This is a genomic window from Streptococcus sp. 1453 (assembly GCF_013276955.1).
Classification (GTDB): Bacteria; Bacillota; Bacilli; order Lactobacillales; family Streptococcaceae; genus Streptococcus.
Genome location: NZ_VMLZ01000013.1, coordinates 42,743 through 56,541 on the forward strand (window position 1 = coordinate 42,743; position 13,799 = coordinate 56,541).

Consider the following 13,799-nt stretch of genomic DNA (forward strand, 5'->3'; position numbering starts at 1 on the left):
TTTTGGTATAATAAAATCTATAATCTGAATGAAAAAGGTAACTTTATGAAACTTATCTCATGGAATATTGATTCCCTCAATGCTGCCCTAACTAGTGACTCAGCTCGCGCGAAATTGTCCCAAGAAGTCCTACAAACCCTTGTGGCAGAAAATGCTGATATTATCGCTATCCAAGAAACCAAGCTTTCTGCCAAGGGTCCTACAAAGAAACACTTGGAAATTTTAGAAGAACTCTTCCCAGGCTACGAAAACACGTGGCGCTCTTCCCAAGAACCTGCCCGTAAAGGCTATGCTGGAACCATGTTCCTTTATAAGAAAGAACTCACACCCACTGTCACTTTCCCAGAAATCGGTGCCCCTTCTACCATGGACTTGGAAGGCCGCATCATCACTCTAGAATTTGATAAATTTTTCGTTACCCAAGTTTACACTCCAAACGCTGGCGACGGTCTCAAACGCTTGGAAGAACGTCAGGTCTGGGATGTCAAATATGCTGAGTACTTGGCTCAACTAGACAAAGAAAAACCAGTCCTTGCGACCGGTGACTACAACGTTGCCCACAATGAAATCGACCTTGCAAATCCTGCCAGCAACCGTCATTCACCAGGATTTACCGACGAGGAACGTGCTGGATTTACCAACCTTTTAGCAACTGGATTTACTGATACCTTCCGCCACATTCACGGCGATGTTCCAGAACGCTATACTTGGTGGGCACAACGCAGCAAGACTTCTAAAATCAACAATACAGGCTGGAGAATCGACTACTGGCTGACAAGCAACCGCGTGGCTGACAAGGTGACCAAGTCTGATATGATCGACTCGGGAGCTCGCCAAGACCATACACCCATTGTCATGGAGATTGAGCTCTAAGGAGAAAACGAATGGACTATCAAGCTGTCATTCCTGAATTTGTAGTATCTGACATAGAAAAATCACGCCACTTCTACTGCGACCTGCTAGGATTCTCTGTCGAATACGAGCGTCCAGAGGAGAAATTTCTCTTCCTCTCGCTTGAAGACTGCCAACTTATGCTAGAAGAAGGCAGAGCAGAAGAATTAGCTCAGCTGACCTATCCTTTCGGGTGCGGTGTCAATATTTCCTTTGGCATTGCAGATGTTCCTCAGCTCCACCAAAAACTGCTGGAAGCCAACTATCCTATTTATCGTCCCTTAACCAAAAGAAAGTTTCGCGTTGGGGATCACTATATCTATCCCCATGAATTTGCGATTTTGGATCCAGATGGTTATTTTTTAAGATTTAGCGAGTAGAATAATAAAGATTGGGGAAAAGTCTTTAAAATTAGAAAAAGGCATATTGTCAAGTCTTGAAAAATCTTGATAATATGCCTTTTATGATGGAAAAACCTTCTAAATGTTAGCCAATAAGTTAATTTTTGCCCCTTCTTATTATATTTGTTCGTTTTTCAAACCAAAACACTAACAAAACATTTGATTTCTAAAGTTATTTAGTGTAAAATAAAAACATTGGCAGTAGCCTGTTTAAAATTGAATATCATTTTACTTGTTTATGTTGTGAATTGGCACGACGTTTCTACAAGGTGCCGGAACACCTAACAATAAGTAAGTCAGAAGTGAGGTATGGCGTTTTTACCATGCCTATTTTGGGGACTTACTTAGAGATTAAGTAGGTCCTTTTTCTATCAGTTTTATTAGATAGAAATCTGAAACAAGCAAATGGATTAGCTTTTAGACTTTAGGAGGTCTTATGAAATTATTAGAAGAGCGCATCCTCAAGGATGGGCATATCTTGGGTGACAACATTCTCAAGGTGGATTCCTTTTTAACCCACCAAGTTGACTTTAGCTTGATGCGAGAGATTGGTAAGGTTTTTGCGGAAAAATTCGCTGCTGCTGGCATTACCAAGGTTGTGACCATTGAAGCGTCGGGTATTGCCCCAGCCGTTTTTACAGCCGAAGCCTTAAACATTCCCATGATTTTCGCCAAAAAAGCTAAGAATATCACTATGAACGAAGGAATCTTGACTGCCGAAGTTTACTCCTTTACCAAGCAGGTAACCAGCACTGTTTCTATCGCTGGAAAATTCCTCTCACCAGAGGACAAGGTCTTGATTATCGACGATTTCCTTGCTAATGGCCAAGCTGCTAAAGGCTTGATTCAAATCATCGAACAGGCTGGTGCCACAGTCGAAGCTATCGGTATTGTGATTGAAAAATCTTTCCAAGATGGCCGTGATTTGCTTGAAAAAGCAGGCTATCCTGTCCTATCACTCGCTCGTTTGGATCGTTTTGAAAATGGTCAAGTTATTTTTAAGGAGGCAGATCTCTAATGCAAACTCAAGAAAAACATTCGCAAGCAGCCGTTCTTGGCTTGCAGCACTTACTAGCTATGTACTCAGGATCCATCCTGGTTCCCATCATGATTGCGACAGCCCTTGGCTATTCAACTGAGCAATTGACCTACCTGATTTCCACAGATATATTCATGTGTGGGGTGGCAACCTTCCTCCAACTCCAACTCAACAAATACTTTGGAATTGGACTCCCAGTCGTGCTCGGAGTTGCCTTCCAGTCGGTCGCTCCCTTGATTATGATTGGGCAAAGCCATGGTAGTGGCGCTATGTTTGGCGCCCTTATTGCATCAGGGATTTACGTGGTTCTTGTGTCAGGCATCTTCTCAAAAGTGGCCAATCTCTTCCCATCTATCGTAACAGGATCTGTTATTACCACGATTGGTTTAACCTTGATTCCTGTCGCTATTGGAAATATGGGAAATAATGTTCCAGAGCCAACTGGTCAAAGTCTCTTGCTTGCAGCTATCACTGTTCTGATTATCCTCTTGATTAACATCTTTACCAAAGGATTTATCAAGTCTATCTCTATTTTGATTGGTCTGGTTGTTGGAACTGCCATTGCTGCTAGCATGGGCTTAGTTGATTTCTCTCCTGTTGCGGCAGCACCTCTTGTCCATGTCCCAACTCCACTCTACTTTGGGATGCCAACCTTTGAAATCTCATCTATTGTCATGATGTGTATCATCGCAACGGTGTCTATGGTTGAGTCGACTGGTGTTTACCTAGCCTTGTCTGATATCACGAAAGACCCAATCGACAGCACACGCCTTCGCAACGGTTACCGCGCAGAAGGTTTGGCCGTTCTTCTCGGAGGAATCTTTAACACCTTCCCTTACACAGGATTTTCACAAAACGTTGGTTTGGTTAAATTATCAGGTATCAAGACTCGCCTGCCAATCTACTACGCAGCTGGTTTCCTCGTTCTCCTTGGACTCCTTCCTAAGTTTGGCGCCCTTGCCCAAATCATTCCAAGCCCTGTCCTCGGTGGTGCCATGCTGGTGATGTTTGGTTTTGTATCTATTCAAGGGATGCAAATCCTCGCCCGTGTTGACTTTGCTAACAATGAACATAACTTCCTTATCGCAGCTGTTTCAATCGCTGCAGGTGTCGGTCTAAATAACAGCAATCTCTTTGTCAGCATGCCGACAGCCTTCCAAATGTTCTTCTCAAACGGAATCGTCGTAGCCAGCCTACTCGCCATTGTACTCAATGCCGTGTTAAATCATAAAAAGAAATAAGAAAAAGAGGTGCTAGCCTCTTTTTTGTGTGACAAAATAAAAACATCTGCCTACTCATATATACTAGTTTCATAGTCCTGAAAATCATCTGCACCAAGAACTATTTCACCATTCTTATACTTTTCTCTTACAATACGTTCAGCTTCATACTTATCTTCAGCTTCTATACTCACTAGACGAGCTAGAGTTTCAGTAATTTCTATAGTACACTTTTTCATCTTAAGTTTCTCTCTAATAACTCACTTATTAGCAATAATCTATGTTTGGGACTTTCCAACCACTCTGGTAATTCATCTCCATATTCCCAGCCATACTTTTTATTCAATAAAAAAAGTTGTTTCCCATCACCAAATTCTATATTTTCAGATAAGCATCTCACACAATCAGAGTCTGATAAAGTATAGACCATCAAACTTAAGTTTTCATAATTACTCTCTGTTTCATAATCAGGCCAGATAACTTTTAAGAAATCATACACCTCTTCTGATGCAACAATATGTAGCAACACGTATCAGTTCAAATCTTTTAAGCGTTCTAAGTCAATAATTCTATCACATTGCTGAGCCTGATCCATATTATGCGTTACCAAAATAATCGTTTTCCCATACTCATCACGTAGCAGTTTCAGTAATTCAAAGGCTGTTTGAGCCATTTGTGGATCCAAGGAGCCAGTTGGCTCATCTGCTAGAATCAACTCTCCTGGCTTTAGAATAGCACGAGCGATAGCAATTCGCTGCTGTTCTCCACCTGATAACTCATTAATACGACTCTCCAAGAAAGATTCCATGTGAACTTTTGATAAAACTGTCTTTATTTTTTTATCTTTTTCTTTCTTAGTTAAATCAGTGTAATGAAGTGCTAGCATCAAATTATCACTAACACTTTCATTTGGAATCAGAGCATTAGATTGAAACAAGTAATTTAATACATTTCGACGGAGATGGGTTGCCTTTTTAGAGTTAACTTGTGGTAGAATCTCACCATCAATCGTGATTGTTCCCTCATCAACAGTTTCTAATAAGCCAATAAGGTTGAGTAACGTAGATTTTCCTGAACCGGATGGACCAATCAACGCAACAAATTCTCTATCCGAAATATCAAATGAAATATTCTCAATAACACGTTTTGCACCGTAATATTTCGATAACTGTCTGACTGAAATAGTTGGCATATTCTTACTCCTTAAATATATTTAAGATTTTCTGCTGTTCTTTCCGCAAAAGAAAACCATATAGAAGAACTAACTGCAAGCATAGAGATAAAGCGGCGGACACTATACCCAATTTTGTTTTCAATAAGAAACTAATTAGTACCTCTATAATAGCAGAAGCAATCACCAAAATCATAATTCCTTTATAACGTGCCCATAAACCAAATCCTAAGAAGTATTGCACTATTAACCGATCTTGATAAGTAATTCGATACATCAATACCAAAGCAATTAGTATTGAGGTTAAACTAATCAATATAGCTAATATAACGCTGCCAAATAGATAAAAAGTATAACTCAACTCTTTCTGGCGTCCATCAATATATCGGCTAACTGGTGTAAATTGAATATCGTTATCCATAAGATCTGGAAAATGAGTCTTTATCTCTTCCTTCACACGAGTCAGAATATTCTGATTACGTATTTTGAGATAACCATTGAAACCCGAAACAACAAGATTTGCACTCTCTTTAAAATAAAGATTTTCAGGACTAGCTACAAAAATAATCGGCTCCTTACTAGTTACCCCTTCTTGTAAATTTGTGGACCAAAGGAAAATATCTTTAGTTGTGGAATAGCTTTTATAAATGAATTGACGATTTTGTGTAAATGGTGTCTCCACATCCCCATCATAGACTTTGACACTTTCTTCTAAATATGCTCGCATACGTTGCTGTTCCTCAGTTGTATAACTATCTGGAATCAGATACAATCTGCTACCACTTCGTATCTCATTTAATTCTTCTTCAGAAAACTGAAAACCTAGTTCAGTTAAATAATTATAAGAATAAACTAGATACCAAAATGGTTTACTAGGTAGATTCTGATAAGCAGTCACGTTCGCCAAAAAATCTTGTCCGTAGTATTGACTATGAATTAAATAGACACCTTCATCATGACCTATTTTTGTATAAAGATGATACATACTTAATTCTAATGTATTACTCGTACCTGCCAGTGTTCCCAAGTCATCGCCTTCAGAAAAAGAATCAATTACTTGCATATTCTCAACACTTTTCCACGCCCTAGCAATATGGACATTATCCATAAAACGGTACAAAGGACCATCTAGGGCATAACTGGTAGCAATTAAGATACTGCTTAACGCAATGTAGGAACTAATACCTAAAATAGTCAATAGTCTACTTGGAAAACGTTTGTGAATAGCAGACAAAGCAGTCACTGAATAAACTATCAAACTAGGAATAATGAGAATAGTAGCTAAGGCCAACATTGAAAATACTATATGGCCCATGATAGGTATCAAAATATAGTATGAAACTTGGGACCAGCCTGTCAACCACCAAATACCTACAGCTAATATAGGTGTGCTAAGAACCGATGGATAAATAATAGGTTTAAATAATGCTAACCAAAATTCATTTCGACTCCATCCCAGTAGGGTGAGACTACCAAATTTTTCATAGGCCTGAAGAACAATTACAAGCAATAATATTAACAGTGTTAACATTGTAAATAACAGCAAACCTATGAGAACAAAAGGAACTAGACCATAATCACGACGACTACCAAATTTTTCCTGTAGAAAATTTTCCTCTGATAAGTCTGTGGCACTCGCAAACTGTTTGATAAATTCACTTTTGTCTGTTTCTGATTCTAAACCATTTACATGATAGATTCCCGTTAAAGTATTGGTTTTTTGATAAACTTGCTCTAATCGATCAATAACAATCGGAATAGTAAATAAAGGCCTCGGTAGCTCATTAAGCGTATCATGAGACGCCTCAGCAATTCCTATCGTTTTCTTACTATCCTCATGCTCTAGTAAGACCTTTAGCTGTGACTTAGTTAAAATATTTGAATGGTGAAAGTTAAAATCAGAAAAATAATCAGAATTTCCCATGGCATCTATATAATGTTTTTGTATACCATTGCCATTAGAATCTTGAATGATTCGATGAGTCCAAACGGCTAAATCACTTCTCTCATTTAAATAATGAAACGCTTTTTCTTGCTGAATTGGATTTAGCTTTTGAAGGTACAGCGTTATAGTTCGATTATTCTGGTTGTAGTGCTGCCATGTTTCTTGATAAGATACACCTGTAAAAAAAATTGCTGTCAGAGCAAATAATATACTCTGAACAGCAACCAAAAACAGGGCTAGGTATTTTAATTTTCCTAGAAAAATGTTTTTGTTAGTCATAGGCTATTACCCTCGACAATTCCAGTAACATTGTGCAGTGCCGCCTCCGATAAACGCAGTTGCAGAGGCCATTACTCCAGGATCTTGCCACCCAGAAGAAACACCATTCGCAGTTGCTGTATGCTCATAAACAGTTGATTGAACATTTGAATAACTAAATACAGCTGCTGTACGGCCATAGTCCCAATATACTGCACTACCTTTATAATATACAGTTGCTGCGGAAACCACTGAACTACCTATACCAAGTAGAGAGAGTCCAATCAGAGTAGTAGATGCAATTTTTTTCAATGTATTTTTCATGATTTTATCCCCAACTAATTTCTAAAAGATTTTCATCTTTGTCTAAAATTAAAAGTATAAACCAGTTACTTATCATATAACGCCTCTTAAATTCATATTATAATATCTGACGACAAAGTCTTGCTAAGAAATGCACCGTCCTTTACTATATAACAGAATAAAGAAGTATCCTATGCCAATTAAAAATCTCCGTTTTTATATCTGTTAGGTAAGTTGTAACTCATATCCTAGGCTCCTTTCTTAATTAAACTATTAAAACCATTTTTACTGAGCAACAAACACAAGTCCTGAATCAAAGCCCTGATTTTTAGCAGGAAAGTGACTTATTACCAAGACTGTTAATATCAAAGACAACAAACTTATAGCTAATAAGATTTTTCTTTTCATAGCTTTTTTTACTTTTTATTTTATGCTTTAATAATAACACAATTTGAAAGCGTTGTCAACAATTTTATAGTAAAATGAACCAAAAAAATGAGTGAGATAAATTTATCCCACTCACCTGTCTCTATATCCTTACCTGTCTGTCTTCTGACCGTTGGCCTGTGACAAACATGGTAAAGGTTGCCTTGCAGACATTTTTTCCTTCTTGATTAGTGATATCAACATCCACGACACAGGTTGTGCGACCTTGATGGACACATTTTCCTTTAATGGTCAGCACATCGTCGAGTTTTCCTGCTTTGAGGTAGTTGATAGAGGATTGGAGTGTCACTCCGTCTAGTCCTAGCGAGATAACCACCAAACCACTGATTTGGTCACAGAGTGTGAAAAGATAGCCACCATGGGCATTGCCATAGTAGTTGAGCGACGAGTCCACTACTTTGGTCGTCACCACAACGTGACCATCTTTCATCTCTTTAATTTCATAATTTTCAAAGGCAGATATAGCGTCAAAATGAAAATCTTTCATCGTTTCCTCCTGATATTTCAAACGACACTATGATACTACTTTTTATAGGACTGTGCAAGGAGAAAGCTCCTAGTCTGGCAAAATTCCTACCTGTTCCACAAAACGCATAAAGGCTGTCTGCCCTTGTTCTGTCTGCTTGTAGACTCCTGCATCCTCAAGTACACGCGCAAAGATATTACCCACAGAGTCCTTGACGATTTCAAGGGCTTTTTCTTTATCCGTTAGGTCTGGATGTTGGGCTTTTAGTTGGTCGGCCCATTCCTGATGATAATCGGCAACTGTAACAGCTTCTCCTACAAGATAGCTAGCGACTTGCTCCACTTCTTCTTTCAGACGTGGTGGCAAGATTGCCAAGCCCATGACCTCAATCAAGCCGATATTTTCCTTCTTGATATGTTGGACATCCTTGTGAGGATGATAGATGCCATCAGGATGTTCTGCAGAAGTCTGATTGTCCCGCAAGACCAAGTCCAACTCAAACTGTCCATCGCGTTTACGGGCTATAGGTGTGATAGTGTGATGCGGTGTTCCGTACGTCTCTGCCAAAATCTGCACACTAGGATCTGAATACTGACGCCATTCCTGCAAAATCTTGTCAGCTAAGTTGATCAAATCTTCTTTGGAATCCGAGGTCAATCGAATCACTGACATAGGCCACTTGACAATTCCAGCCTTGACTTGCTCAAAACCAGCAAATCGGAAGGTCTTTTGCAAGGGAGCCAATTCCATAGGAAATATGTGACGGCCTCCCTGATAGTGGTCATGAGTCAGAATAGAGCCACCTACAATCGGCAAATCGGCATTAGAGCCAGCAAAATAGCCTGGAAACTGCTCTACGATAGCCAGCAGACGTTCAAAGCTCTGACGACTAATGGCCATGGGACGATGCTGGCCATCTAAGAAAATACAATGCTCATTAAAGTAAGCATAGGGCGAATACTGGAAGCCCCATTCCTGACCATCCATTTCAAAACGGATAATACGGTGATTGCTGCGAGCTGGGTGGTTAACTCGACCATGGTAGCCCTCATTCTCTAGACAAAGCTGACACTGAGGATAATTGCTAGCTTGCACCAACTTAGCTGCCGCAATCTCCTTTGGATCCTTTTCAGGCTTAGAGAGATTGATGGTAATCTCAAGTTCTCCGTAGTCAGACGGAACACGATAAGCGATATTTTTAGCAATAGCCTTGAGTTTGATGTAGTCATTTTTCTGGCTAAGTTGGTAAAAGTCCGCAATCGCCTGCTCAGGAGAGTGGGCATAGGTTTCCCAAAAGTCACGATTGACCTGACTGGGACAAGGGGTCACCAAGTCCATCAGTTCAGCACCAAGGATTTCACGCGCAGTCTGACTGTCCTCAATCATCTCTAATCGAACCGCCTCCTCAACCAGCTGATCCTTGAGGTCAATCAATTTATCCAGATTGGTCTCAACTTCCAAAACACCATCTCCCACTCGTGCCAAGACACGATTGGTCAGGTAGATTCGATCCATTTCCTCAAAGGTACTTTCAGTAATAACATGTGTTACAAATTTATCTACTAAGGTCACTATAGAGCCTCCTTTGGACTAGTCAAGGACGCGAGTGCCACCTGCAACTTCAGCGATATAGAAGCTTGGAGCGTATCCAACTACTTCCTCATAGTATTTGCCTACACCTTCCTTAAAGGCCTCAACAGCATCTTTTTGCACCAAAGCAATGGCACATCCGCCAAAACCAGCCCCTGTCATGCGAGCACCGAGAACTCCTTCTTGTGCCCAAGCTGTATGAACAAGAGTATCCAATTCTAAACCAGTTACTTCATAGTCATGCTCTAGGGAAACATGTGACGCATTCATCAAGCGACCAAATGTTTCCAAATCTCCTGCTTGGAGGGCTGCTTGAGCTTTGAGGGTACGTTGGTTTTCAAGCACAGCATGGCGAGCACGTTTCAAACGATTTTCGTCTTTAATCAGATAGCTATATTGGTCAAAGGTCCACTCGTCCAATTCACCCAAGGTCTGAATATCTAAGGCGACTTGCAATTCTTCCACTGCTTTTTCACATTCAGCACGGCGTTCATTGTATTTAGAGTCTGCCAATTCACGGCGTTTATTGGTGTTCATAATAACAACGACATTGTCCTTCAAATTAAGTGGTACCAAATCATACTCTAAGGTGTTGGTATCAAGGTAAATAGCACGTTGGTCGGCTCCCATACCGATAGCAAATTGGTCCATGATACCAGAGTTGACTCCGATAAAGTTGTTTTCTGTTTGTTTTCCGATTTTAACCAAATCGAGACGCTCTAATTTTAAATCAAAGAGATGTTCTGCCACGACTCCTGTCAAGAGTTCAAGGGATGCTGAAGAAGACAAACCAGCACCATTTGGAATATTCCCATAAACATAAAAATCAAAACCTTTGTCAATCACATGCCCAGCTTCTTGCAAGAAATGAAGAACCCCTTTTGGATAGTTAGTCCAGTTGTGCTCTTTTTCAAACTTGAGGTCAGCGAGAGGCACTTCAATAATACCCTTGTCCTCAAAGTTAGCTGAGTAGAAACGCAAGACTTGATCATCACGCTTGCGAGCAGCCCCATAAGTTCCTAAGGAAATGGCTGCTGGAAATACATGTCCACCATTGTAGTCTGTGTGTTCACCAATCAGATTGATGCGACCTGGTGAAAAGAAAGTTTGGTCTGCTTCTTGACCAAAAACGGCAAGAAAGTCTTTGCGAAGGGCTTCAGCAGTAAGATGGTGTGTCATATGAATTCTCCTTTGACTGTTCGTTAAGGTACCTTAACGTGTAATCGTTTTCTTCTATTGTATCCAAGGGATTTCCCAAGGTCAATCCTTTTTACTAAATTTTTACTAAACTATCGGTAAAAGGCAGAAAAATATGATATACTAACCTTAAAGAAGGAGGATTTATGGCTACCTTAAAAGACATTGCACAGCTAGCCTCTGTCTCTATCGCGACCGTATCCCGTGTTCTCAATCGCGACCAGAGCCTATCTGTCACAGAAGAAACCAGACATCGTATTTTAACAGTTGCTGAAGAGCTGGGCTACACCAAACACCTCAAAACAGGCGAGTCCCACAAGCCCAAGCAAAAGATTGCCATTATCCAATGGGTCAGCGAACAAGGGGAGCTGGACGACCTCTACTACTACCAGATTCGCCTAGGCATAGAAAAAAGAGCCCAAGAGTTGGACTACGATATCTTGCGCTATTTTAATGACCATCCTTTTACCCTGAGCGAGGAAGTGATTGGGATTCTCTGCATCGGAAAGTTTAGTCGAGCTCAGATTTCTGCCTTTGAAGAATACCAAAAGCCTCTTGTCTTTCTAGACAGTGATACACTTTCCATGGGACATACCTGCATTATTACGGACTTTTACACTGCTATGAAACAGGTTGTCGATTATTTCCTCAGTCAAGGGATGGACCGTATCGGGATTCTAACAGGCCTTGAGGAAACAACTGACCAAGAAGAAATCATTGAGGATAAGCGGCTGGAAAATTTCAGAAACTACAGTCAAGCAAAGGGAATCTATCATGATGAACTGGTCTTTCAAGGAAGCTTTACTGCCCAGTCTGGCTATGACTTGATGAAGGAGGCCATTCAGAGCTTAGGAGACCAACTTCCGCCAGCATTTTTCGCAGCCAGCGATAGTTTAGCTATCGGTGCCCTCCGGGCTCTCCAAGAAGCTGGAATCAGCCTGCCAGACCGCGTCAGCCTCATTTCTTTTAATGACACTAGCTTGACCAAGCAGGTTTATCCTCCTCTCTCTAGCATCACCGTCTATACCGAAGAAATGGGCCGGTCAGGTATGGATATTCTTAACAAGGAAGTACTCCACGGTCGCAAAATCCCTAGTCTGACCATGCTGGGAACCAGACTGACTCTGAGAGAGAGTACAAAGAATGATTAGGATTACAAAACGACCTCTAGCAAGGCTGTTTCTCTAATAATCTCTATGATTCCGCTCCAACTCACACCTTTCGCTTATGTGCTTGGTGACTTTCTAGGTCTGCATCAACTTCAATGGTAATATTTTGAAAGCCACAATCTTTGAGGAAAATTCGAATAGATTCTTTACAAGTTTCCATATGCTCCATCTCTTTTAAACAAACATGGACAATGGCATTTTTTTCCAAACCATCCATAGTCCAGAGATTAAGCTGATTGATACTAGCGACATGGTCCAATTCTGCTAAATCCGTCTTGATCTTCTGGATATCTACTCCTTCTGGCACTGCATCGAGGAATATCTTGAGCGTTCTCCAAAAACGTGGAAGGGCTTTTGACAGAATAAAGAAGGAAATAACAAGAGACAAGAGCGGATCCAAGATATACCAATCGGTAAATCGAAGAACAATGGCCATCAGGATGACAGTCACCCAACCCAAGGTATCTTCCAGAAAGTGCAGGCTGAGAATGGATTCGTTCTTGGTTTGTCCTTTGCGAATGACGAGACTCGCTAGCACATTGATAGTAATCGCAATAATTCCTAACCAGAGAATCCCCTCATCATTGACCGGTTGTGGATGAAAGATTTTCGCTATATTTTCCAAAATGACCAAAACGGACCCTGTCATAAGAATCACAGCCGTTACCATGGCCCCTAAAAGGCTAAAACGCTTGTAGCCCAAGGTATAGTGGCTGTCTTCTTCACGATTAGAGATTGTTTCTAAAAAGGCCGATATGCCAATGGCTATAGCATCTCCCAAGTCATGGACAGAATCAGCAAGAACAGCACTCGAACCAAAGATTCCTCCTGCGATAAACTCAACAATGGCATAGCTTAAATTTAAGAAAAAAGCTACCCAAACAGTATATTTTGCCTTCATCTTTCTCATTCCTTTGTTATAATAAATTTATGAACACCTTGTTCATTATCATTATCCACTAAAATTCAAAGAAAGGATAGAAGCAAAACGTCAGCTTTATTCAGTTCTGAACAATTTGCCTCAAGTGTCCATATGACTAACATTGACCGCCGTATCAGCAAAACCAAAAAAGCCATCTATCAAGCTTTTCTACAACTTTTGAACGATAAGGGGTACGAAGCCACTACAGTTCAGGATATCATTGATCTCGCAGATGTAGGACGTTCCACCTTTTACTGTCACTATGAGAGTAAGGAACTACTTCTGGACGAGCTTTGCCGCCACCTCTTCCATCACCTCTTTGAAAGAGAGCAATCCGTTTCTACCGTGGACTATCTCGCCCACCTCTTTCTGCATTTTCAGAAAAACCAAGACCATATCACCAGTCTGCTATTTTCCAAAAATGACTACTTCCTCCGTCAACTCCATAAAGAGCTAGAACACCATGTCTATTCCGTGATGGCTGATGATTTAAAAGAATCTCACCCGAGTCTGCCTACTTCTTACCTCCAACACTTAGTTGTAACCAACTTTATCGAAACATTGACCTGGTGGCTCAAAAAAGGTCAATACTTCACAAATCAGGAAGTTGTCCAATTTTATCTAGACCTTCTCACTCCTAAAATTTGAATACAGAGTAAAGCTCAGTTTCCTTATGCCCAGGCTACTGAGTTTTTTTATCTTTTCAACAATCAAAAAAGCCCAGACGACATTGTCTGAGCATTCTTTTATCTAGTCGTTTAAGGAAGTTGAGTTCAGTAT

Annotated in this window: 13 protein-coding genes, 1 pseudogene and 1 riboswitch; of the genes and pseudogenes, 6 read left to right on the forward strand and 8 right to left on the reverse strand. The window is 40.5% G+C overall.

Annotated elements, in window-relative coordinates:
* The first annotated feature begins 45 nt into the window (after window positions 1–45).
* From HW098_RS08525 to HW098_RS08540, 4 genes are all read left to right on the forward strand, one after another.
* On the forward strand, window positions 46–873 hold the full coding sequence (locus HW098_RS08525; RefSeq protein ID WP_176139839.1) for an exodeoxyribonuclease III: 828 nt from the start codon (window positions 46–48) through the stop codon (window positions 871–873).
* Between the two features lie 11 nt (window positions 874–884).
* Complete coding sequence (locus HW098_RS08530; protein WP_176139840.1) at window positions 885–1,271, forward strand: VOC family protein; 387 nt, start codon at window positions 885–887, stop codon at window positions 1,269–1,271.
* A 233-nt stretch (window positions 1,272–1,504) separates the two neighbouring features.
* Window positions 1,505–1,600, forward strand: a riboswitch (purine riboswitch).
* Between the two features lie 128 nt (window positions 1,601–1,728).
* Window positions 1,729–2,310 (forward strand): xanthine phosphoribosyltransferase, encoded by a 582-nt coding sequence (locus HW098_RS08535; RefSeq protein ID WP_176139841.1) that lies wholly within the window; start codon window positions 1,729–1,731, stop codon window positions 2,308–2,310.
* Window positions 2,310–3,572: a nucleobase:cation symporter-2 family protein gene (locus HW098_RS08540; RefSeq protein ID WP_004256021.1), complete on the forward strand. Its 1,263-nt coding sequence runs from the start codon at window positions 2,310–2,312 to the stop codon at window positions 3,570–3,572. The genes HW098_RS08535 and HW098_RS08540 overlap by 1 nt, the downstream gene beginning before the upstream one ends.
* Window positions 3,573–3,622: 50 nt before the next feature.
* Here HW098_RS08540 and HW098_RS10615 read toward each other — a convergent pair.
* The 7 genes and pseudogenes from HW098_RS10615 to HW098_RS08580 all read right to left on the reverse strand — a co-directional run bounded on the left by HW098_RS10615 (window position 3,623) and on the right by HW098_RS08580 (window position 10,910).
* Window positions 3,623–4,080 (reverse strand): annotated as a pseudogene (locus HW098_RS10615) (DpnD/PcfM family protein).
* 3 nt (window positions 4,081–4,083) lie between these two features.
* Complete coding sequence (locus HW098_RS08555) at window positions 4,084–4,743, reverse strand: ATP-binding cassette domain-containing protein (protein WP_176139843.1); 660 nt, start codon at window positions 4,741–4,743, stop codon at window positions 4,084–4,086.
* 4 nt (window positions 4,744–4,747) lie between these two features.
* Window positions 4,748–6,946, reverse strand: a complete 2,199-nt coding sequence (locus HW098_RS08560; RefSeq protein ID WP_057487901.1) for a hypothetical protein — start codon at window positions 6,944–6,946, stop codon at window positions 4,748–4,750.
* A 6-nt stretch (window positions 6,947–6,952) separates the two neighbouring features.
* Window positions 6,953–7,249: a hypothetical protein gene (locus HW098_RS08565; protein ID WP_057487902.1), complete on the reverse strand. Its 297-nt coding sequence runs from the start codon at window positions 7,247–7,249 to the stop codon at window positions 6,953–6,955.
* Between the two features lie 508 nt (window positions 7,250–7,757).
* Window positions 7,758–8,162: a PaaI family thioesterase gene (locus HW098_RS08570; protein ID WP_176139844.1), complete on the reverse strand. Its 405-nt coding sequence runs from the start codon at window positions 8,160–8,162 to the stop codon at window positions 7,758–7,760.
* A 69-nt stretch (window positions 8,163–8,231) separates the two neighbouring features.
* Entirely contained in the window at window positions 8,232–9,713 is a 1,482-nt protein-coding gene (locus tag HW098_RS08575; protein ID WP_176139845.1) for a UDP-glucose--hexose-1-phosphate uridylyltransferase, read from the reverse strand.
* A gap of 18 nt (window positions 9,714–9,731) precedes the next feature.
* On the reverse strand, window positions 9,732–10,910 hold the full coding sequence (locus HW098_RS08580; RefSeq protein ID WP_176139846.1) for a galactokinase: 1,179 nt from the start codon (window positions 10,908–10,910) through the stop codon (window positions 9,732–9,734).
* A 164-nt stretch (window positions 10,911–11,074) separates the two neighbouring features.
* Between HW098_RS08580 and galR the strand changes: the two genes are divergently transcribed.
* The gene (gene galR, locus HW098_RS08585) at window positions 11,075–12,079 is read left to right on the forward strand and encodes a DNA-binding transcriptional regulator GalR (RefSeq protein WP_176139847.1); all 1,005 of its coding nucleotides are present in this window, start codon (window positions 11,075–11,077) and stop codon (window positions 12,077–12,079) included.
* Window positions 12,080–12,140: 61 nt separating this feature from the next.
* Here the strand turns inward: galR and HW098_RS08590 are convergent, their stop codons facing one another.
* Window positions 12,141–12,998 carry a cation diffusion facilitator family transporter gene (locus tag HW098_RS08590; protein WP_173228775.1) on the reverse strand — a complete coding sequence of 286 codons (858 nt, stop codon included), beginning with the start codon at window positions 12,996–12,998 and terminating at the stop codon, window positions 12,141–12,143.
* Between the two features lie 132 nt (window positions 12,999–13,130).
* Between HW098_RS08590 and HW098_RS08595 the strand changes: the two genes are divergently transcribed.
* A complete protein-coding gene (locus HW098_RS08595; protein WP_176139848.1) occupies window positions 13,131–13,667 on the forward strand; it encodes a TetR/AcrR family transcriptional regulator in 537 nt (178 codons plus the stop codon).
* Window positions 13,668–13,799 lie beyond the last annotated feature (132 nt).

Bases quoted from the DNA above. Each gene is read 5' to 3' on its own strand.
- HW098_RS08525 (WP_176139839.1), top strand. From the start codon at position 46: ATGAAACTTATCTCATGGAATATTGATTCCCTCAATGCTGCCCTAACT.
- HW098_RS08530 (WP_176139840.1), top strand. From the start codon at position 885: ATGGACTATCAAGCTGTCATTCCTGAATTTGTAGTATCTGACATAGAA.
- HW098_RS08535 (WP_176139841.1), top strand. From the start codon at position 1,729: ATGAAATTATTAGAAGAGCGCATCCTCAAGGATGGGCATATCTTGGGT.
- HW098_RS08540 (WP_004256021.1), top strand. From the start codon at position 2,310: ATGCAAACTCAAGAAAAACATTCGCAAGCAGCCGTTCTTGGCTTGCAG.
- HW098_RS08555 (WP_176139843.1), bottom strand. From the start codon at position 4,743: ATGCCAACTATTTCAGTCAGACAGTTATCGAAATATTACGGTGCAAAA.
- HW098_RS08560 (WP_057487901.1), bottom strand. From the start codon at position 6,946: ATGACTAACAAAAACATTTTTCTAGGAAAATTAAAATACCTAGCCCTG.
- HW098_RS08565 (WP_057487902.1), bottom strand. From the start codon at position 7,249: ATGAAAAATACATTGAAAAAAATTGCATCTACTACTCTGATTGGACTC.
- HW098_RS08570 (WP_176139844.1), bottom strand. From the start codon at position 8,162: ATGAAAGATTTTCATTTTGACGCTATATCTGCCTTTGAAAATTATGAA.
- HW098_RS08580 (WP_176139846.1), bottom strand. From the start codon at position 10,910: ATGACACACCATCTTACTGCTGAAGCCCTTCGCAAAGACTTTCTTGCC.
- galR (WP_176139847.1), top strand. From the start codon at position 11,075: ATGGCTACCTTAAAAGACATTGCACAGCTAGCCTCTGTCTCTATCGCG.
- HW098_RS08590 (WP_173228775.1), bottom strand. From the start codon at position 12,998: ATGAAGGCAAAATATACTGTTTGGGTAGCTTTTTTCTTAAATTTAAGC.
- HW098_RS08595 (WP_176139848.1), top strand. From the start codon at position 13,131: ATGACTAACATTGACCGCCGTATCAGCAAAACCAAAAAAGCCATCTAT.